This is a genomic window from Oceaniferula flava (assembly GCF_016811075.1).
Classification (GTDB): domain Bacteria; phylum Verrucomicrobiota; class Verrucomicrobiia; order Verrucomicrobiales; family Akkermansiaceae; genus Oceaniferula; species Oceaniferula flava.
The window spans coordinates 208,978-229,694 of sequence record NZ_JAFBGL010000007.1 but is presented as its reverse complement, the minus strand read 5'-3'; the positions used below and the strand labels follow the sequence as shown (position 1 = coordinate 229,694).

The following is a 20,717-nucleotide window of genomic DNA, read 5'->3' as shown; positions in this document are numbered from 1 at the left end:
TGCGTTAATCATCTCCGCGTGATGAAAGCAAGCAAGGTTTTTCAAGTCGTTGTGGCAACGTGGTTGCTGCTGGTCGGTGGGGTTTCTGCGCAGATTAAAGTCGCGAGTTTGCACCCGCTGATTTCCGATGTCGCTCGTAATGTAGGTGGCCAGCACGCCACGATCGTGCAGCTGATCGAGCCCCATGCCGATCCCCATCATTTCCGCCCGACGCCCAAAGACCTGACTAAGGCCAGAGGCGCGGTGCTCTACTTGGCGAGTGGTAAGAATCTCGAAACGTATTTGGATAAACTTCGCAGCACCCTCGGCAAAGGCGTCCCCGTCATTGAAGTGGGCCGCAAGATTCCCTCGGAGAAAATCAGCGGTCGCAATAGCCAGTATGTCTGCTGCCCGCAGCACGCGAATGGCTCAATTGATCCACACTGGTGGCACCGTGTCAGCAACATGCAGAAAGCTGCACGTATCATCGCCTCTGAATTTGGCAAAGTGGATCCTGCCCATGCCAAAATCTACAAGGCAAACGCCGCCGCCTACTCCCGTCGGCTCGAAGCTCTCGATGCCTGGGTGAAACGCGAGGTGAGCAGAATCCCCCGCAGCAACCGCATCCTGACCACCGCCCACGCCGCCTTCGGTTACTACTGCAAAGAGTATGGATTCAAGTCCCTGCCGGTGAAAGGTCTGACCGCCAGTCACAAAACCAGCGCCGCCTATCAGGCCCAGGCGATTCAAGAAATCCGCAAGAATCACGTGAAGGCCATCTTCCCAGAGCTGCGGGCAAATCCAAAAGCCATCGCGGTGATCTCCAGAGAGACTGGCGTGAAGTTGGGCGGCAGCCTCGTGGCTGACGGTGCATCGAACTACGAGAAGATGATGCGCGATAATACCAACAAGATCGTAGCAGCACTGGCTAGATAATAAGTTAGCCAGGCAGACATTTCCGATCCATTCGAAGAAGCTGATACTTATCGATCATGCGAGGTTCTCCGGTTCTACAGACGATTGTTCTGTTAGTTGTCATGTTGTTAGCTGGATTCGCCGGAGAACGTTACCTGCACAGCGCGTCTGATCGCGCAGGGGCGGCGCCGGTGAACGAGGTCGAGAAAAGTGCTACGGCCGAGGAAATGGTGGATGCCGAGGTGGAATTCATTTTTTCAACCACTCCCAAGTTTTACACGCTAAAACAAGCACCGCTATCCCATGATGGAGAGCCTCAGCAGCTCTTGACTGAAGATGAACTAACGGAAAATCCCGCCTATGGAGATATCTCCATCCCGCCACACCAGACGGTTACTTACTGGCTGGATGTGACCTGGGCGGAGGAGCCGGCCGATGGCCAACGCCACTTCGTGCAAATGCGCATTTCTCCGAACTACGGCGAGACCAAGGAGGTGGCCTATTCGACGACGACTTCGATCATCAGCCAGACATTGGATTACAGCAGTGGCGGGGAGCACGACGATGAGTAACTGTAAACATCAGCACGAAGACGGCCAAACGCATCAGCTGGATGTGGAGGGTGTCTGTGTGTCGTATCGAAAAAACCGGGTGCTCGAGGACATCTCGTTCAGCACGCGCTGTGGCAACTGCCTCGCACTGGTGGGTCCGAACGGGGCGGGGAAAAGCACTTTGTTGAAAGCCATTGCTGGTCTGGTGAAGCGCAGTCACGGCAGCATCCGCTGGTCGGGCGAAGATAATATGAAATGCCGAGGCGGTGAGTTTGCCTACCTTCCCCAGTTCGAGGAAGTCAGCTGGGATTTCCCTATCACCGTGCGTGGTGTGGTGGAGATGGGGCGTTACCCCCAGCTCGGACCATGGCGGAAATTTGGCGAGCAAGACAGCGCCGCCGTGAACTCCGCCTTGGAAATGATGGAGATGGATGGCGAGCTGGCCAATCGCCAGATCAACGAACTCTCCGGCGGCCAGAAGCAGCGGGTGTTCATCGCCCGGGCAGTGGCGCAGCAGGCGCATGTTTTGTTGTTAGACGAGCCGTTCACCGGTCTCGACCGCAATCATATGGCCAACCTTGCGCGCTTGCTGAGAATGCTCGCGGGTGAAAACCGCCTGGTGATCGCCTCGCACCACGATCTGAACTCGGCGCACGAAATCTTTGACGAAGCCCTGCTGTTGAACCGGACCATGATCGCTCAAGGCCCATGCGCCAGCACGCTGACGGAGGAGAACCTGGATCGCACCTTCTCCAAAGACAACTAACAAGAACCATGGATCAGTTACTGCAAATATTAGACATGCCGTTCTTTAAGCGCGCGTTGTTGGCGGCCGCGCTGATTGGCTTTACCAATGGCTTTGTCAGCGGATTTGTGCTGCTGCGCAGAAGCTCGCTGGTGCTCAGTGCGCTCAGTCACACCATGCTGCCCGGCATCGTTGCCGTGGTGTTGATCACCGGCACGCTGAACCAGGGCGGAGCTTTTGTCGGTGCCCTGTTAGCGGCGCTCGCGGTGGGTTTGGGGTCGGTAATGGTCACGCGCAAGACCCGTCTGCCACAGAGCACTGCGCTGGCGATTTTCTTCACCTGTGCCTTCGCCCTGGGTGTGGTGATGTTAGAATACGCCGAGACCGCGCAGAACCTCGAAGAGTGGCTGTTTGGCAGCATTCTCTCAGTGGGCGATAACGATCTGCTGGTGTTCTTCGGCATCGCTTTTTTCACCCTCATCGCATCCACCCTCTTTATGCGGCCGATCTTGCTGACCTTGTTCGAGCCGAATGTGGCAGCAGTGCAGGGGGTCTATGTGCGTGGAGTCAACTACCTGCTGTATGCCATGATGATTGTGGCCCTGATGGCCAGTTTCCAAGCAGTAGGATCCGTGCTTTCCATCGGTTTAATGGTCGTGCCCGGTGCGATCGTCTCTTTGTTCACTAACAACACCCGGTGGCTGTTCTGGGGCGGTGGAGCAATTGGTTCCATCGGCTCAGTGGCCGCCGTGGTCCTCTCGGTGATTTTCAATATTCCCACAGGGCCGGCCATCGTGCTGGTGCTCGGTGCGCTCTTTGCCGTGGCATATTTCGTGAATCCTAACAGCGGCTTATTCAGTCGTGCTCAAGAACAACCTCTCCAACCAAAACATCAATTATGACTAAAAACAACATGATGATCACTGCCGCTTTGGCTGCATGTGTGAGTGCCGTGACTGCCGAAGAGGCAGTTGACACGCCCGTCTCCGTTGTGGTTCCGGCAATTCCGGAAATCCGCATCGATCCTACCCTGCACCTGAGAGCAGTGCATGGATCTACGACACTGGATTCAGGTGAAGCCGAACGTGGCGGACACGACCCATTCCAAGATGGATTCAACCTCCAGGGCATGGAAATCGGAGCCAGCATTTACGCCGGCGAATACGTCCGTGGTTTCTTCACCACCAACGTTTACAAGGTGAACGGTGGCGACTTTGAATCTGAGTTCGAAGAAGGCTTTATTAAATTCGTCAACCTTCCTGGCGATTTCGAAGTCCGCGCCGGTCGCATGCTGGCTAGATTTGGCGATCAGAATGCCCGCCACTTGCACGGTTGGGATTTCGTCGATGGCAACATGGCTGGCGTCCGCTACCTCGGTGAAGACGGCTTTGCCTTTGAGGGTGCTGAAATCACCTGGATGCCACCGACATCATGGACAGATTCCTTGAGCATCGGTCTCGGATCCGCTGTGGTGCACGATCACGAGCACGGTGAAGAAGAGGAAGAAGATCATGACGAGGACGACCACGATGATGACGATCACGCCGATGAGGATCTCGACGACCACGAGCACGATGAAGAGGCTGAGATGGCTCGCCCAATCGACAACATCGTCACCGTGCGTTATCAGGCACAATTCGGTCCTACCGATTTCCACCGTTTCCAAGTTGGAGCTAGCTACCTCACCGGTGACAATGGCCACGGCTTGACGACCGATATTTACGGTGCTGACTTCACCTACACCTGGCGTGAAAATGGCTACGAACCTGGCGGCAAACAGTTCCGCTGGAGAACTGAGTGGATCATGCGTGATGTGGAAACCGACGAAGGTGGCTTCGAAGACAACGGTTACAACACCGCTGTCATGTATGAATTCATCGAAGGCTGGGAAGCTGGTCTGCGTTATGAGTGGATGGAAGGCGTTGCCGATCCTGAGCTTGCTGAGCGCACTCGTATCTCTCCTTCACTGACCAAGCACTTCCGCTTGGACAACGACATCAGCGCTTTGGTCCGTCTGCAGTATAACCACGATGATATCGATGGTCACGGCACGGAGGACAGCGTCTGGCTTCAGTTTGGCTTCGATTGGGGCCCTGGCGAAGTTCGCTAATCCGGGCTTTAGTCTGGCACATCGCTAGACTTTCCGATCTGATCAAGCTGGTGCAGGTTTCTGCACCGGCTTTTTATGTGCTCATGGCACGGCTGCAATACCATGACGATCAGCGCGATGAGCGAGATGCCGACGATAGCATCTGCTTACCATGTTGGTTCGATTCGGGCGCCGGTGGTCATGTCCATTAAGCCCGTCACCCTGAAATCATGGCTATGAAAATGGAAACAATCGCACATATCAGAACCTGTTACGGAGAAAAGTTCGGCGTCCCGCGGCAACCGGGATTGGTCAAGGACGCTTGGGGCGAGTTGGTGTTTGAGCCGGAGTTCAGAAATGCGGATGCGCTTCGTGGTCTAGAGGGATTTTCCCATGTCTGGCTGGTTTTTATTTTCCATCAGGCCTTGCGCTCGGACTGGAAACCGACGGTCCGCCCGCCGCGCTTGGGAGGCAACGAAAGGGTTGGTGTTTTTGCCACACGCTCACCATTCCGACCGAATCCCATCGGGCTCTCGGTGGTGAAGTTAGACGGCATCGACCTCGATCATCCGGACGGACCGGTGCTCAAGCTCAGTGGTGTTGACCTCGTCGATGGAACTCCGATTTTGGACATCAAACCATACATCCCCTACGCCGATGCCTTACCGGATGCCGTGGGCGGATTTGTCAGCGGGGCTCCCGATTGTTTGAGTGTGCAGTGGCACTGCGCGGTGCCGGCGGAGATGAGCGATGCGAACCGAAGATTGATTGAGGCCACGCTGGCTGCCGACCCCCGACCGGCCTATCAAAGGCAGGAAAGCGGCCGCGAGTATGGCTGCCTGATCGATGGCTGCAATGTCAGGTGGACGGTGGAAGACGGCTGCGCTACGATCGTGGCTTGTGAGCCGGGCGATAATCGGGCGTGAGTCGATCACGTCACGTGATTTCTCGTGGCGCGCTCTGGGATAGGCCGTATAGTTAACACTGGTCTATGAACTACCGAGCTATAATTTTTGACTTCGACGGCACCCTGGCGGACACCTTGGATGAGGCGTTCCATATTTATAATAAGATGGCGAAAGAGCACGACTTGCGTGCCGTCAGCGAGGATGAGATCCCAGGGCTCCGCGATATGAAGCTCAACCAGTTTCTTTCCCACCTCGGCATCCCCAAACGCCGTGTGCCCAAGTTGCTCTATCAGGGGACCAAGCAGCTGAAAGAAAGCATCGGTTCGCTGCCATTATTCGAGGGCCTGGAGCACGTGCTTCCGGCGCTGCGAACCAAGATCGAACACGTCGGAATCCTGACCTCAAACTCGGTGGAGAACGTGAATTTGTTTTTGGAAACCCACGGTCTGGAAAATGTCTTCACCTTCGTTTCGTCGACTTCCAAGTTGACCGGAAAAGCGAAGCATCTGCGCGCTATTCGCAAGACCTTCTCGCTTGAAGCATCCGAGATGATTTACGTGGGCGATGAGATCCGTGACATCGTCGCTTCAAAAAAGGCCGGCATTCCCGTGGCCGCCGTGGGTTGGGGGTTCAATTCACCGGAGGCTTTGAAAAAGGAACAGCCTGATCACTTCTGCGACAGTGTCGAGGAACTGCTGATGCTGTGCCCGAAACATCTCAAGCAAGCCTAACGATTTTCCTCGGACGAATGCCGAAAAAAGCTCACCCCGCGAAGAGGTGAGCTTTTTCTTGTCGTGGCATTTCTTCTCTCACCAAGAAATGCCAACAACCCAAAAAAATGTGTGTTGAGACGCTTTGCTGTGAGTGGAATTAGCGAACCATTGCTTGCGCCATGGTGTAGGCAGGCACCCGTTGTTTGTATTTCCTGTCCTTGCCAGTCGAGGGTTCTTTAAACATCGGGTGGTCGAGAATATCGGCGACGCTATCGAGCACCAGGTCAGGCGAATAGGCAAAGTCATCGAGGTCCTCGCGTGAGGTGCCGCCAGACATCACTAAGACCGTGCGGTAACCGAGGCCGACGCCACCGAGGATATCAGTCTCCATGGTATCGCCCACCATGATGGTTTCCTCACTGGTCAGGCCGAGTTGTTTGCGCGCGGCCCGCATCATCACCGGGCTGGGTTTGCCCACGGAGAAGGCTTTTTTTCCGGTCGCGCTTTCGATCATCGCAGCGATCGCGCCACAACCGGGGCGAATGCCGTCTTCGGTCGGGCAGTTGGGGTCGAGATTGGTAGCGATCAGGCGGGCTCCATTGGCCACAAGACGAACCGCTTTTTCGATCATTTCAAAGGTCATCGTCCGCCCTTCGCCGACGATGACGTAGTCAGGATTGTCCTCGACCACGGAGTAGCCATTCAGGTGCAGAGCATTGAACAGACCGCCCTCGCCAATGACATAGGCCGAGCCGCCGGGTTTCTGTTGAGCGACAAATCGAGCGGTGGCCATGCTGCAGGTGAAGATATCGCGATCGGTCGCCTCAATGCCCATGCGGCAGAGTTTCATTGCCACATCACGGCGTGTGCGCTGGCTGTTGTTTGTGAGGAAAAGGAAGCGGGTATCGGTCTCACGGAGGCGTTTGATGAACTCCTTGGCACCGGGGATCAATTCGCTGCCGCGATAGATCACGCCGTCCATGTCGAGTAAGTATCCGTATTTCATACTTGGCGATGTCAGCACAATGCGTGCCAGCTAGTCGATCGGTCGGGAGAGAATTTGTCACATGATCAACACTCATTTGTGTCATTATTGCACTTTCTGGCTGGGCATGCTGGCAAGTTTTTCCGTTGCCTCACCAGCGTTGATCGATGAGGCTGCATCATGATTAGAGAGTATGCATGCCTCGGCCTTGCCGCCGTGATGATGAGCCTGGCGCCCACGGTCGTCGCCCAGAAGAATGACTCAGGCTATGATGCCTCAGTGCCGAAGCCGACACTCACCGCAGTGCGCTATGGTGAACATCCGCGCCTCATCATGGACTTTTGGAAGGCAAAGGCTCAAGGTCCCACGCCGGTGGTGATCGTCATCCACGGCGGCGGCTGGAATGGCGGCAGCAAGGAGCGCCTGCACCGCTTTGTGGATGCCCATAAACTGCTCGATGCCGGAATTTCAGTGGCGGCCATCAATTACCGCCTGATGAAACATTCCAAGGACCTCAAGCCACCGGTCAAGGGGCCTCTCAGCGACGCCGCCCGGGCCGTCCAGTTTGTGCGCAGCATGGCTGAAAAGTGGAACATCGATCCGTCACGGGTCGCCGCCTCGGGAGGATCCGCCGGCGCATGCTCCAGTCTCTGGCTCGCCTACCACGACGACTTGGCCGACCCCCAAAGCTCCGACCCGGTGGCCCGGCAATCAACCCGTCTGAATTGCGTCGCGGTGACCCGACCGCAAACCACGCTCGATCCGCAGCAAATTCGAAAGTGGATTCCTAACTGCACTTACGGAGCGCATGCGTTTGGTATTAAAGGTTTTGATCAATTCCTCGCCCAGCGCGATGCCATCCTGCCGTGGATCAATGAGTATTCTCCCTACGCCTTGTTGGATAAGAGTGATCCGCCGACTTACATGAGCTTTGCTAAGGCTCCCAATAAGAAGGGCAAAGAGACAGATCCGACCCATTCACCGATTTTCGGCATCAAGCTTCAGGAACAATGCCGTGAACTCGGCGTCCCCTGCGAGGTGGTTTACCCGGGGGCCCCGAATGTGAAGCATGCGGATGTGGCCGACTACTTGATCGCCACGCTGAAACCGGAGCGGAGCCGATAAGGGATGCTATTTCCCAAGCAGCATCCTGGCACCGAAGACTAACAGCACGACCCCAAACAAGCGCGTCAGGTGCTGGTTGCTCAGTTTGTGCATCAGATCGGTGCCGAACCATGCGGCGAGGGCTGCGGCTACGGCGGCCAGGGCGACTACTTTCCAATCGATCAAGCCGCTTTGGCGGGAGTTGTTCAGGGTGGAAACCGCGGCGATGATCACGATCACTGCCAGCGAAGTGGCTACGGCCTTTTTCTGTTCGAAGCCCAGCACGGTGACAAAGGCGGGCACCATGACGATGCCTCCGCCCACGCCGCAGAGTGCACCTAACAATCCAGCGGTGACGCCGACGGCTGCGGCAATGATCAGTGTTTTCATGAAGGGAAAAAGGGAGAGGGCTCAGGAGCAGAGGGTGGCGATCAGGCGGTGCAGCACCACCCGTTGATCCAGCCCTGAGGTGACCAGGGCGCGGTCGGCATCCAGCGCAGCCTCCATGGCTTTGCGAAGCTTGGGCAGGCCGAAGTTACGCACGCTCTTGCTGGCTAGGAAGAGCGGGTAGGCATTGACGCCGCCGGCTTTTTTCTGCGGCAGCCACGCGCGTTCGTGGGACGGTAGGGAATCGAGTGCCGAGGAAAAGGAATTGTAGTTGCCGGTGGGGATGTTTTTGCCATCGCAGGCGGCGGCCGCCATGAACAGGTTTCTCACCGTCGGGATGATGGAGGCGCGGAGGATGCCCACAGCGGTTTCCTTGCGCGCGAGTTGTTGATCGACCAGTTCGATGGCGCGCGAGCCGTTTTTCTTCTGGATCGCATTGCCAATTTCAAAAACCACCCCGGCGCGGCTGAGGGGGACCATCAGGCGGACGTCCTCCTCCGTGACCTCGCGGCGATCACCGAGGTAGAGGTCGATTTTTTCCAGCTCACTATTGATTTGTCGGGTGTCTTCACCGGCGAGCATGACGAAGAGCTCCAGCGCATCGCCCTGGAAGCTGAGTCCCAGCTCGGTGGCTTTGTTGCGCACCAGGCGGGCCACCTGGTCCTGCCAGCCGTCGCGCGAGACGTCTGGTTTGTCGTAGATGTCGAGTTTCGCCTCCTTTTTCAGATACTTGTAAAAGGCACGGCGTTTATCGAGGGCCGTGCAGCTGATGAGCAGGGTGATGTCGGACGAGATACCGGCTTGCAGGCAATCGAGCAATGCCTCCACCCCCTTCTTGGTTGCTTCCGCCTCGGAGGTGCGATCGCTGCCGAGGAAGGTGGCATTTTTCAGCCAAACAGTCTTGCCTCCACCGAAAAAGGGAACCGTCTGCAGCGATTGGATGACCTGGCTGCAGGCACTGTGCGCCTCGTCCGCATTGGCGATCGTGCCGTTGATGATCTCGTTGGAAAAATCATCGCCACCCTCGGGTTTGATTTTCTCGAAGGTCTTCAGGGCCTCCTCGGACACGGTGCCCTCGTCGCTACCAGTGATGACGTATATCTGACTCACGGCGCGAGAATCAGAGATCGCGTGACAACAAGCAAGAGGGAAAAGCGATTTGATCCCTGGGCGCCACGATCATCGAGGCCGTGGTGTGGTGCTGAGGTCGAACCAAGAACCCAACTTGCGAGCTCAACTCGACTCAGCTAACCAGATGCCGACCGCTGAAGCCGACGGCTGAACCACCAGTATACCTCTGCCCCTTAGTGCGTGATCAAGCTACGCTTGTCGCTCTGGGTAAGGCTCTTCTGGACGCCGCTGAAGCGGTAGTGGCCGATGACTTGGTATTCCAAAAGCTTGTCTTCCCACTTGGGTCCGTTGCCGTTGTTGTGCACGATCCAGCGCTCGTTGCGGCGATCCTGCGGTCCGGGAACCACGATGCCGATGTGAGTGGCTCCATGGGGCAGACGCCAGGCAACCACATCACCGTATTCGAAATCACTGCCGGTGAGAGCGGATTCATCGCTGAAGGCGACTTCTTCACCGTAACGGCCGAAGAAGCGCTGCAAATTGGGCACCCGACGGTGGTCGATGCTGCTGTCAGTGGATTTCATGCTCCACAGCTGCGGGTAAATGCGGAAGTTCTTTTCCATGTCCTCGTGGACCAGCTGCTGGAGGTCGATTCCCAGCGCGCGGTAAGAGCGGATCACCACGTCAGTGCAGACGCCACGATCTTCCGGCACGTCGCCGTTGGGGTAGGAAATCTTGTAGTAGGCAGGATCGTAAGTGATTTTCTCGTTGGTGCGCTCCAGAGCGGCGCTGGCCAGAAGATGGCCGAACCCATCTGCCCTTGCCAGCCATGCGACGGTTTCCTCGACGATCAGCTCATCGGTGGGAGACTCCTTGGCGAGGATGTCCTGAATGAAAGGTTTTGCCACGATACCCACGCCGACAACGACCAAAAGAATCATCAACCAGCCTCCACCCCATGGCTTGCGGGCGGGTTTTTTAGGGCGGGGTCCGATGTATTCGATGGCATCCATATTGTGCGTGTTAGATTTAGCCTTAGGGCTGTATGGGTTCTTAGAGTTTTGCGCTTAAGTTATTAACAACACATACGTGCCCTGATTTCCAGCATATTTCACAAAAAGCGACAAAAAGATTCATTTTTGGCAAAGCACCGAATCGGCACTTAAAAAATCGCCCTTTTTTAGCTTTGGCAAGCCGCACCAGCACAGGCACATTCAGGGCCAGATGCTGATCGAACACAAAAAGGAAAAGCTCCAATGGGGCGCACTGGATCTGGGACTCTTCGGTCTGGAAAAGGACTGGTATGGCGAGAAATTGACGACCCCCGCAGGCTTCGGTCTGGCGATGGATGACAGCTACCTCTGGTTCGTCACTACCCGCCGGGAACCTGCCGCCCTGCACCCGAAAGCACGACCCGGCGAATTCACTCCGGAGCTGTGGAAATACGACACCGCCGAGCTGTTCATCAGCCACCCGCCATCCGGACGCTATCTGGAGCTGAACCTGGCATCGAACGGCGCCTGGTGGTCGGCCGAGTTCACGGCACCGCGTGTTCGTGCCAGCGAGGAGGAGATTCCTGTGCCCGGCCTGCACACCTTCGGCGAACTCTCACCCGACGGCTCCTGGCTGGCGGCCGCCGCCATCCCGTTGGACGTGCTGCGGGCCCGACTGGATTTCGGCCCCGAGTCCGCGATGAATGTCACCTTCATCGTTGATTCCCCGGAGCAGAAGTTCCTCACCGCCGCGCCGGCGCTCGAGGGCGAGCCTGATTTCCACCGACCCGAACTGTTCCAGCCCGTGCGCATCGTCGATGGCGGTCTGACCTTCGACCAAACTGCCCCCGAACCGAGCGCCTAGCACGCAGAACTCTTTTTTATCTTATGAGCACGATCAGAAATAGCCACGGTGAGCGACTCGATGTCGCCATGCACGATGCCGAGAAATCAGACTGCCTGGTCATCATCGGCCACGGCGTGACAGGGAATAAAGACCGCCCGATGCTGGTGGAACTGGCCGATGCCCTGGCGGAAGCCGGATGGCCATGTTTGCGGATTTCTTATTCGGGAAATGGCGAGTCCGAAGGATCCTTCAGCGATTCCACCATAAGCAAGGAAGTCGCGGATCTCTCTGCGGTGATCGATCAGGTGGGCAGTGGCAAGCGCATCGCCTTCATCGGCCATAGTATGTCTGGTGCCGTAGCGGCCCTGTTCGCCGCCCGTGACGAGCGGGTCAAGGTGATGGTCTCCCTCGCCGGCATGGTGCACACCGCGGCATTCCACGATCGCGAGTTCGGCGACGTGACACCGGGCGAAGGCTACATGTGGGACGATGAAGATTGTCCGCTGTCGCAAACCTTCCTCGATGACATGCAACAGATCGGCAGCACCCTCGATGCCGCTCGCGATCTACGCACCCCGTGGCTGCTGCTGCACGGCAGCGATGACGATGTGGTGCCGGTCTCGGATAGCCACGATCTCAAGGAGGTGCTGCGTGGCCCCGTGCGTCTGCTCGAAATCCAGGGCACCGGCCACATGTTCGATGGAAATTACAGCGTGCTCGCCTGCGAGGTGTCCGACTGGTTGGAAAAACATCTTTAGCCTCTATTCCTTATTGCTTCATCCCCGATGGATGACCTAAGCTATGGTTTACCATGAAGCCGAAGCATCCGAGCCGACTCGAGCTAGCCCTGCAGGCCTCTAACGAGGGAGTCTGGGACTGGTATGTCGATGAGGAAGAGATCTACTATTCCGATCGAGTGTTAGGCTTTCTCGGATACCCGCGCGACGAGGCTCCGAACATTCTGAAGCACTCGGATCGTTACATCCACGAGGACGATCAGCCGGAGTTGCAAAAGGCAATCAGTGAGGTGCTCAGCGAGTCGGCGCCGGACACCCTGGCCACCGACTGCCGCTATCGCCATCCGGACGGCAGCTGGCACTGGCTGCGCATCCGCGGGGTGCTGGTGCCTGCGGAAGATGGCAGCTCGGACCGCATCGTTGGCTCCGTCATCGATATCTCCCGTAGGAAAAATGCCGAGACTGCCCTGGATGAGGAACGTCACCGGCTGCACGAGCTTATAGAGAACATTCCGGTCAACGTTTACTACAAGGACACGGATTCCAAATTTGTGTTGGCCAACAGCTCGACGGCGAAAAAGCTAGGTGCGGAATCGGTGCAGGATCTGATTGGCAAATCCGACCACGATTTCTTCGATGCCCGCCACGCGGATGTGGCGCGGGCGAATGAGCTGGAGATCATGGAGACTCAGAAGCCGCAGATCAAGGTGATCCAGTGTGAAACCTGGGAAGATCGGGAAAACACTTGGGCGGAAACTTCCAAGCTGCCGTGGCTGGATCGTAAGGGCAACCTGCGCGGCACCTTCGGCGTGACCAGTGACATCACCGATCTGGTGCGCTCGCAGCGCATGCTCACCAGCCTGGCGGAGGAGCTGCAATCTCGCTACACCGCGGTGGAGGAGGAGCTGCACCTGGCACGCGAGATCCAGCAGGCACTCTTGCCGCAAAGCTTGGAAGGCCTGACCCTGTGTGATTCCTCCCGCGAGGTGTCCTTCGGTTGCCGTTACGCTCCCGCCTCCGAGATGGCGGGGGATTTTTATGAGGTGATCCCTATTTCCCAACATTCCATCGGCTTTTTCATCGGTGATGTCATGGGCCACGGTGTCCGGGCCTCGCTGGTGGTCTCGATGCTGCGCGGACTGATGGAGAAGGAACGCGAGGCAGCGACCGATCCGGAATGGTTCCTCTACGGGATCAACGAAGGCCTGGTCTCCATCCTCGAGCGCGCCAACGTCACGCTCTTTGCCACGGCGATTTACTGCGTGGTGAATCTGAAGGAAGGCACGCTGCGCTACTCCTGCGCCGGCCACCCGACACCGATCACCGTGCGTCTGGGAAAGGCACAGCAGCTGAAACTGCAGGGCAAGGAAACGAACCCCGCACTGGGTTTGATCCCCGGCACGCCCTTCAAGGCGGAGAAGTTGTCGCTGGATGAGATCGATCGCTTGTTAGTCTTCACCGATGGGCTACACGAGGTGGAAAACGAACACGGCGAACCCTACGGCGTGGAGCGGATTATCGCCCAGCTGGAGGATCATGCGGACGAGGAGCTGTCGACCTGTCTCGACCGCATCATTGCTGAAGCCAAGGCATTTTCGAAGACCAATGAGTTCGATGACGACGTCTGCCTGCTGGCGATGGACGTCGGCTCGGGTCTCTAGCAGGTCAGCGATCAGGCGTCCACCGCGTGAGCACCATCTACCGCAGTCGTCGCGAAGATTTCCGGTTCAATACCGGTCTTCTCCTGATAGACCGAAGCCATCGTTGCGATGATCTGCTGGGCATCATCCTTGCGGGCCAGGGTGACTGTGGAGCCGCCGAAGCCACCGCCAGTCATGCGGCTGCCCAAGACCCCACCGGCCGGACCAATGTCCCAGGCGGCTTGCACCATGATATCGAGTTCCTCGCAGGAAACTTCGAAGTCGTCGCGCAGTGAGCGGTGGCTGGCGGCCATGAGTTCCCCCACGGTTTCGGTTTCGCCACGGGAGAGAGCGAGCGCCGCCTGCTGGGTTCGATCGATCTCGGTGACCACGTGCCGTGCCTTGCGAAACACTTGCTCGCTCATGGCCGATTGTTTTGCTAGCAGATCATCCATGGTGACCTCGCGCCATGAATCCTTGCCGAGCACGCTCAGGGCGATCTCGGTCTGCTTGCGTCGATTGGCATAGCTGCCGTCACTGAGCTCGTGGGCGACGCAGGTGTTGGCAATGATGACGGTGACGGAGTCGTCAGTAAATGGCACTGCCTGCGCCTCCTCGGAGCGACAATCGATCAGCACCATATGGTCTTTTTTTCCAAAGATGGAGGCAAACTGATCCATGATGCCGCAGGGCACACCGGCAAACTGATGTTCGGCGGCCTGACAGAGCAGACCTTTATTTTTCGGCTGAATTTGCAGTCCGGAGACGGACTCGATCATCGTGGCAGCGGCGACACCAAGTGCGGCGGAGCTGGAGAGTCCGGCGCCCAGGGGCACGTTGCTGTGCACCAGGGTGTCAAATCCGGGGATCGGCCAGATGTCTTTCTGGTAAAATCCGTAGAAGACGCCGCGGATGATGTTTGCCCAGCTGGGTGAGCCTATCTTGGGGCGCTCGTCCAGTGGGATGACGGCCGGCTGGTCAGGCAGCATCAGTGAGGTGAACAAGGCTTCGTCCGTGCCATTGGGGGAGGCCGCCATCATCACATGGCGATCGATCGCTAAAGGCAGGACAAATCCATCGCAGTAATCGATGTGCTCGCCAATCAGGTTGACGCGTGCGGGCGCCGCAACAAACCACAGTGGCTTGGTTCCGTATTGGTTTTCGTATTCAGTGATGAGAGCAGCTTTGAGCTCTTCGTAGCCTAGGGCGTTTTCTTGGTTCATGCGCAAAAGTGTGTGGCGGTATTGATAGCGAGTTCCTGTAAGGCATCCAGACCAAAGTGCCTGCATGCCACCGGTTCTCTCCAGCCTGAGAGCTCAGGAGTTTCCGTGTTGAAGTTTAAGATTTCCAAAGTATTATAGGCGCATGCACTCCCTCTATTCGTCTTTGTTGTTAGGTCTTGTTGGTGCCGCGATGGTGTTGACCTCCTGTGGTGGGAAAAAAGAACAGGCGGTGCAGGAGCTGGAAACCTCCGGCTATCAAGCGACCCCTGAAGATTTTCTCCGCGCGGCGGAAAATGGCGACGTCAAGGCGCTGCAATTATTTGTGGAGCACGAGATGGACCTGACAGCCACCGATGACAACGGCTGGACTGCCATGCACCTGGCAGCCCGGGCGAACCGGCAGGAATCGATCGCCTTCCTTCTGGACGCCGGCATGAAGGTGGATACCACCGGCCTCGATGGCGTCACCCCGCTGATGTTAGCTTGCCGCGAGGGCAATGCCAGCATGGCGCGCTACCTGCTCAAGCAAGGCGCCAAACCGGAACTGAAGGACGATAAGAAAAGGAGCGCTCTGATCCTGGCCGTGGACGGGGGGCATCGTTCCTGCGTCGAGGAGGTGGCTCCTTTTTCACGCAGTCAGCTGGACACCGCCCTGCTCTATGCGGCGTCGAAAGGAAAACACCAGGTGATCGATACCCTCACAGCTTACGGCGCATCCGTCTACGTGCGCCACACCGGCGGTATGACCCCACTGATGCTCGCCGCACAGCATGGTCATCGCAAAACCGTGCAGGCCCTGCTGGAAAGTGGCTCGAACCGCTTTGCCGTGAACGAGCACGGCTGGACCGCTGCCCAGGTCGCCGCCGCTTCCGGAAAAGATCAATTGGCGAGCGAGCTCAGCGGCGAGCCGGATGCCTACGAACTGGCACTCGATGAACCCAGCGATGAGGAAGGAGTCGAGTGGGCGGATCCGGCAAGCATCGAGACGGATTCTCTCCCCGCCCCCGCGGAGACCGGCACCACGACCGAGGTCGCTCGGCAAGACCCCGCAGCGCCGCAGGAAACGGAGACCGTTGCCGAAGCTGAGGCCACTCCCGCGCCGCCTACCAATACCGGCCAGTCCCTTGCCAACGACACCCCTGCAGCAGCTACCCATCAGTCAACTGTGGCAGCAACCCGCCGCCCCAGAACTCAGGAAAAGCATCTGCCATTCATTGCCGGCAAGAAAATCGCCACCCGGGCGGAGACCCCCGCGGCCGTGGCGGAGGATTTGAAAATGGTGGACTACCAGCAGAAGCCGCTGCCATTGATGGTGGAGAATACCAGTGCTGCAGCAGGTGGAAGCGGTAGCAAGGCGCAGCTGCGCAAACTCTACGGAAGCCAGGAGAAGGTCGAGGTAAGCGAGGGCGAGATGATTCCCGACACCCGCTTCAAGATCGTCAGCATCCGCCGCATGCTCAACCACTCGAAGATCACCGATGGCCAACCGGCCGATGTCTCCGTGGTTGAAATCGAAGATGTGAAAACCGGCCAACGACGGAGCATGACCGCCAAGATTCCCGCCACCGCAGCCGAGCCATGGGCGGTGCTGCGTAGCCAGAGTAGTGGCGAAACCTACGCCGCGCGCGCTGGCCAGAAATTCACCACCGCCAGTGGTCGCCAATTCACCATCACCGATGTCCGCCCGAATCAGCTCATCATTACCGCCGATGACAGCGGCGAGGTGAGCACCATTCCGCTGGGAAGGTAAGTCGCTGATGGCCCGGGTCATGCGATGCGCCGGTCGGCCGTGGACTGCGAAAGTCGCGGAAAAGCAGGTCCGTGCGATGGCCTAACGGTGGCGGCCTAAAAATTACGAGATGCACGGCGAGCCATTTGACCTTAAGTTGGAAGGTCATGAATAAAAAACTAACAACCTGCATCGCATCCTTGTTCATCGGCCTGAGCGCACTCAGCCAGGCGGATGAGTTCACCCTTGTGGATGGGAACCTGAATGGCTTCGTGCACATCAGGGAGCACAACGAAGAGGGGAAACCCGACGACCTCTATATCTCCAGAAACCAAATCCGCACGGTCCGAGCTGTGGAATTGGAGCAGAAAACAGACAAGGCGTCAGCCGAGGTGAAAATCACCGTCGGAGACACCGGCACTCTCGTGCACATCTACTACTTCAGCGACTACGCCAAGGCCAAAGCCTTCGCCGAACGCGTGGTGGAAGGGAGTTAGAGCGTGAAGGATTTCACTCTGCCAAGCAACTTACTCTGACCACTCGGCGAGGCCGCGTTCCAGGGCGGCGCATTTTTTGACGCGTAGTTTTTCGCTGGCTTCGATGGTGGCGCGTTTGCCGGTGCCGCTCTGCAGATGAATTTCCACGGGGGTGTCTCCCGGGTGTTCCTGGAGGACTTTGCGGATGCTCATCAGATCGTTTTCGCTGTGGCGGGCAACCCAGAGGGTGACTTGCACCGCACCATTCTTGCCGCGCTTGCGAGCCTTCAGTTCCTTGATCTCTGAGCCGGTGAGGCGCAATGTCTCGGTGCGCTCGTCCACTTGGACGTTGGCCTTGAGGCGGATGACGTTGCCAGACATCAGTAAGCCGGCTTCGCGCGCAGGCATGTAGCTTTCCGACCAGCAAACGACCTCACAGTCACCGGTGAAGTCCTCGATGTAGAGCACGCCGAAGGGTTTGCCCTTGCGGGTGACCTTGTGCTCGACGTGGCGGATCATGCCGGCGAAGGGGTAGCGCGCGCGCTTGTCCTTGGTGTCGAGTTCATCTAACAATCCGATCTTTTCAAATCGATCGGAGTCGATCACATCGCGATATTTATCGAGCGGGTGCCCACTGGTGTAGCAGCCTAACAACTCCTTTTCATTGGCCAGTCTTTCATCCTTGGACCACTCGTCAATTTCCGGCGTATCGCCACCTTGCTGTTCCTGCGCAGGGGCGGCGCCGGCGAAGTCCATGGTGTCGAAAAGCGAGACCTGCCCCTGGGCGCGGTCGCGCTGGGCGGAGCTGGCGGAGGCCACCACTTGTTCGATGCGGTGGAACATGGCGGCGCGGGACTCACCGGTCCAGTCGAGTGCTCCGGCTTTCACCAAGTTCTCGAGGATACGTTTGTTGACGCTCTTGGAATCGAGTCGATTGGAAAAGTCGTCCAAGCTGGAGAACTCCCCATTCTTTTCGCGTTCGGCGATGGCGGTGCGCATGGCACCCTCACCGACGTTTTTGATCGCGGCAAGGCCGTAGCGGATGGCCATCTTTCCGGACGGGATTTTTTCCGGAGCGAACTTCAGCTGGGACTTGTTGATGTTCGGTGGCAGCACCTCGATGTCCATGCGGTGGCACTCGTTGATGAAGATGCCAATCTTGTCGGTATTATTTAGCTCGTTAGAGAGCAGTCCGGACATGAACTCGACGGGGAAATTTGCCTTCAGGTAGGCGGTCCAATAGGAAATGTGACCGTAGCAGGCAGAGTGGGATTTGTTAAAACCGTAGCCGGCAAACATCTCGATCTTATCGAACAGCTTGTTCGCCAGAGACTCCTCGATGTTGTTGGTCTCCTTACAGCCGTTCACGAAGTTAACCCGCTCCTTCGCCATCTTGGAGGGGTCCTTCTTACCCATCGCACGGCGCAGAAGGTCGGCGCCGCCGAGTGAGTAGCCGGCGAGCATCTTGGCCGCATTCTGCACCTGCTCCTGGTAGATCATTACGCCGTAGGTATCACCGCAGATGGTTTCTAACATCGGGTGCTCATACTGCACCTTGGTAATGCCTTTTTTCACCTCGATCATCTGATCGATGAACTGCATCGCCCCCGGACGATAGAGGGCGAGAAGGTCAATGATGTCCTCGATTTTCTCGATGCCGTATTTCTTACAGGTCTCGACCATACCGCCGGATTCCAGCTGGAATACCCCCATGGTCTCACCCCGGTTGAGTAGGGCGAGCGCGGGGCCGTCCTCGAGCGAGACGTTGTTGATATCGAAATCCGGAGTGTGCTTGCGGATGTGGTTCACCGCGTCCTGGATGACGGTCATGTTTTTCAGACCGAGGAAATCCATTTTCAACAATCCCAGCTCGGTGATCGCACCCATGTCGCACTGGGTGACCACCTCACCTTCATTACCACGGGTCAGCGCGCAGTGTTCATCGAGCGCGCGGTCACCGATCACCACCCCGGCGGCGTGCACCCCGGTGTTGCGGTTCAGGCCTTCGAGCTTGATGGCGTAGTTCCAGAGTTCTTGCCAGGTTCCGCTGTTCTGAATGATGTCGCGAAGTTCTTCTTTTTCATCGTATTCCTTCTGCAGCTTCACCCCTGGTTTTGCCTCGATCATTTTCGCCAGCATGTCGGCATCGCCGTAGCTAATGCCCATCACGCGGGAAACATCGCGAATCACCGACTTCGCGCCGAGCGTTCCGTAAGTGATGATGTGAGAGACCGATCGCTCACCGTATTTTTGTCGCACGTATTCGATGACCTCTACCCGGCGGGTCTGGCAGAAATCGATATCCACATCGGGCGGGGAAACACGCTCTGGGTTGAGGAATCGTTCGAATAGCAGGCCGAAACGCATCGGGCAGATGTCGGTGATGCCCATGGTGTAAGCCACCAGCGAGCCGGCGGCGGATCCACGGCCGGGACCCACGGGAATGTCGTTATCGCGGCCCCACTGAATGAAGTCGGCGGTGATCAGGAAGTAGGAGGCGAAGCCCAGCTCGTTGATGGTGCCGATCTCGTAATCGAGTCGCTCATCCAGCACCTTCTGCATTTCCTCCGGAGTAATATTCTGGATCTTGGCAACCTCTTCGAGCTTGCCGTTGGCGTAGCGCTTTTCCAGTCCTTCAAAACAAACTTTGCGGAAATACTCCTCACGCGGTGAGCCATCGGGCGACTCGAACTGCGGGTATTTCTCCGAGCTGGTGGGGTCCAGCACGAGCTCGACGTTGCACTTGTTCGCGATCTCCAGGGTGTTGTCGCAGGCGCCGGGGAAATCGGCGTAGAGGGTGCGCATTTCCTCGGGTGTCTTGAAGTAGTGGTCGACCGGATAGCTCTTCCGATTCTCGTCTAACAGGAGCCGTCCCTGGCCGATGCAGATCAGCACGTCCTGGGCTTCGGCGTCGTCCTTGTGCAGGAAGTGGACATCGTTGGTGGCCACCATCTTCAGCCCGAGCTCTTCGGAAAAGGCTTTCAGCTGGGTGTTGATGCTTTGCTGGATCTCCAGACCTTGATCGTTTAGCTCGAGGTAAAAGTCATCGGCTCCAAAGATATCGCGCAGGGTGATGATTTCCTGGCGGGCGGATTCGATGTCGTTTTTGTGCAGCCACTCGTTGACGCTGCCGTTGATGCAGCCGGAGAGGCAGATCAGGCCTTCGGCAAACTTGGCGAGGTGCTCGCGGTCGACCCGTGGCTCGCCGAGGTAGTCGCCTTCGAGGTGGCCCACTGACACCAGCTTCACCAGGTTCTTCCAGCCGGTTTCATTCTTGGCCAGCAGGGTGAGGTGGGTGGAGTCCTTACGGCCCGGCACTTCCTTTTTATCGTGAAGGCTGGCCGGGGCCACGTAGACCTCGCAGCCAAGGATGGGTTTGATGCCGGCACCGGTGGCATTTTGGTAGAATTCGATCGCGGCGTAGAGGTTGCCGTGGTCCGTCATGGCCACCGCGGGCATGTTCAGCTCCTTGGCACGGGCGACAAGCTCTTTAGTGCGAACGGTGGAGTCGAGAGTGGAATACTCGGTGTGGACGTGAAGATGGACAAAGGAATCGGACATGGCGCAGCGACACCTTAGAACGCATCCGCAGCTTGGCAATGCTATGCGTATAGCGGTAAGAAATT

The 20,717-nt window shown here is 57.5% G+C and carries 19 protein-coding genes; 13 read left to right on the top strand and 6 right to left on the bottom strand.

Annotated features, from left to right (window positions below):
* Positions 1-21: 21 nt before the first annotated feature.
* From JO972_RS11950 to JO972_RS11920, 7 genes are all read left to right on the top strand, one after another.
* Complete coding sequence (locus tag JO972_RS11950; protein ID WP_309490320.1) at positions 22-915, top strand: metal ABC transporter substrate-binding protein; 894 nt, start codon at positions 22-24, stop codon at positions 913-915.
* A gap of 56 nt (positions 916-971) precedes the next feature.
* The gene (locus JO972_RS11945; RefSeq protein ID WP_309490286.1) at positions 972-1,466 is read left to right on the top strand and encodes a hypothetical protein; all 495 of its coding nucleotides are present in this window, start codon (positions 972-974) and stop codon (positions 1,464-1,466) included.
* On the top strand, positions 1,459-2,211 hold the full coding sequence (locus tag JO972_RS11940; protein ID WP_309490285.1) for a metal ABC transporter ATP-binding protein: 753 nt from the start codon (positions 1,459-1,461) through the stop codon (positions 2,209-2,211). Before JO972_RS11945 ends, JO972_RS11940 begins: the two co-directional genes overlap by 8 nt.
* 8 nt (positions 2,212-2,219) lie before the next feature.
* Complete coding sequence (locus tag JO972_RS11935) at positions 2,220-3,092, top strand: metal ABC transporter permease (RefSeq protein WP_309490284.1); 873 nt, start codon at positions 2,220-2,222, stop codon at positions 3,090-3,092.
* Positions 3,089-4,300 (top strand): hypothetical protein, encoded by a 1,212-nt coding sequence (locus tag JO972_RS11930; protein WP_309490283.1) that lies wholly within the window; start codon positions 3,089-3,091, stop codon positions 4,298-4,300. The genes JO972_RS11935 and JO972_RS11930 overlap by 4 nt, the downstream gene beginning before the upstream one ends.
* Positions 4,301-4,509: 209 nt before the next feature.
* Positions 4,510-5,205, top strand: a complete 696-nt coding sequence (gene tsaA / locus JO972_RS11925) for a tRNA (N6-threonylcarbamoyladenosine(37)-N6)-methyltransferase TrmO (protein WP_425498310.1) — start codon at positions 4,510-4,512, stop codon at positions 5,203-5,205.
* Between the two features lie 65 nt (positions 5,206-5,270).
* A complete protein-coding gene (locus JO972_RS11920; RefSeq protein ID WP_309490281.1) occupies positions 5,271-5,918 on the top strand; it encodes an HAD-IA family hydrolase in 648 nt (215 codons plus the stop codon).
* A 139-nt stretch (positions 5,919-6,057) separates the two neighbouring features.
* Here JO972_RS11920 and JO972_RS11915 read toward each other — a convergent pair whose 3' ends face one another.
* The gene (locus JO972_RS11915; RefSeq protein ID WP_309490280.1) at positions 6,058-6,906 is read right to left on the bottom strand and encodes a TIGR01457 family HAD-type hydrolase; all 849 of its coding nucleotides are present in this window, start codon (positions 6,904-6,906) and stop codon (positions 6,058-6,060) included.
* A 159-nt stretch (positions 6,907-7,065) separates the two neighbouring features.
* Here JO972_RS11915 and JO972_RS11910 point away from each other — a divergent pair, with 159 nt between their 5' ends.
* Positions 7,066-8,010, top strand: coding sequence for an alpha/beta hydrolase (locus JO972_RS11910; RefSeq protein WP_309490279.1), 945 nt, complete (start codon positions 7,066-7,068; stop codon positions 8,008-8,010).
* Positions 8,011-8,016: 6 nt separating this feature from the next.
* Here JO972_RS11910 and JO972_RS11905 read toward each other — a convergent pair whose 3' ends face one another.
* The 3 genes from JO972_RS11905 to JO972_RS11895 all read right to left on the bottom strand — a co-directional run bounded on the left by JO972_RS11905 (position 8,017) and on the right by JO972_RS11895 (position 10,460).
* The gene (locus JO972_RS11905; protein WP_309490278.1) at positions 8,017-8,379 is read right to left on the bottom strand and encodes a sulfite exporter TauE/SafE family protein; all 363 of its coding nucleotides are present in this window, start codon (positions 8,377-8,379) and stop codon (positions 8,017-8,019) included.
* Between the two features lie 21 nt (positions 8,380-8,400).
* Positions 8,401-9,486 carry a DNA polymerase III subunit delta gene (gene holA, locus JO972_RS11900; protein ID WP_309490277.1) on the bottom strand — a complete coding sequence of 362 codons (1,086 nt, stop codon included), beginning with the start codon at positions 9,484-9,486 and terminating at the stop codon, positions 8,401-8,403.
* 194 nt (positions 9,487-9,680) lie between these two features.
* Positions 9,681-10,460, bottom strand: a complete 780-nt coding sequence (locus JO972_RS11895) for a DUF1287 domain-containing protein (RefSeq protein WP_309490276.1) — start codon at positions 10,458-10,460, stop codon at positions 9,681-9,683.
* A 211-nt stretch (positions 10,461-10,671) separates the two neighbouring features.
* On the opposite strand from JO972_RS11895, the gene JO972_RS11890 reads away from it, so the two are divergent.
* Genes JO972_RS11890 through JO972_RS11880 form a run of 3 tightly spaced genes read left to right on the top strand, consistent with a single transcriptional unit; the run spans position 10,672 to position 13,684 of the window.
* On the top strand, positions 10,672-11,304 hold the full coding sequence (locus JO972_RS11890; RefSeq protein WP_309490275.1) for a DOMON domain-containing protein: 633 nt from the start codon (positions 10,672-10,674) through the stop codon (positions 11,302-11,304).
* 23 nt (positions 11,305-11,327) lie between these two features.
* Positions 11,328-12,044: an alpha/beta hydrolase gene (locus JO972_RS11885; RefSeq protein WP_309490274.1), complete on the top strand. Its 717-nt coding sequence runs from the start codon at positions 11,328-11,330 to the stop codon at positions 12,042-12,044.
* 53 nt (positions 12,045-12,097) lie between these two features.
* On the top strand, positions 12,098-13,684 hold the full coding sequence (locus JO972_RS11880) for a SpoIIE family protein phosphatase (protein ID WP_309490273.1): 1,587 nt from the start codon (positions 12,098-12,100) through the stop codon (positions 13,682-13,684).
* Between the two features lie 11 nt (positions 13,685-13,695).
* Here the strand turns inward: JO972_RS11880 and galK are convergent, their stop codons facing one another.
* Positions 13,696-14,886 (bottom strand): galactokinase, encoded by a 1,191-nt coding sequence (gene galK / locus JO972_RS11875; protein ID WP_309490272.1) that lies wholly within the window; start codon positions 14,884-14,886, stop codon positions 13,696-13,698.
* Positions 14,887-15,028: 142 nt separating this feature from the next.
* On the opposite strand from galK, the gene JO972_RS11870 reads away from it, so the two are divergent.
* Together JO972_RS11870 and JO972_RS11865 are read left to right on the top strand one after the other, a co-directional pair.
* Positions 15,029-16,636: an ankyrin repeat domain-containing protein gene (locus JO972_RS11870; protein WP_309490271.1), complete on the top strand. Its 1,608-nt coding sequence runs from the start codon at positions 15,029-15,031 to the stop codon at positions 16,634-16,636.
* A 146-nt stretch (positions 16,637-16,782) separates the two neighbouring features.
* On the top strand, positions 16,783-17,112 hold the full coding sequence (locus JO972_RS11865; protein WP_309490270.1) for a hypothetical protein: 330 nt from the start codon (positions 16,783-16,785) through the stop codon (positions 17,110-17,112).
* Positions 17,113-17,142: 30 nt separating this feature from the next.
* Here JO972_RS11865 and dnaE read toward each other — a convergent pair whose 3' ends face one another.
* On the bottom strand, positions 17,143-20,652 hold the full coding sequence (gene dnaE, locus JO972_RS11860; RefSeq protein ID WP_309490269.1) for a DNA polymerase III subunit alpha: 3,510 nt from the start codon (positions 20,650-20,652) through the stop codon (positions 17,143-17,145).
* Positions 20,653-20,717 lie beyond the last annotated feature (65 nt).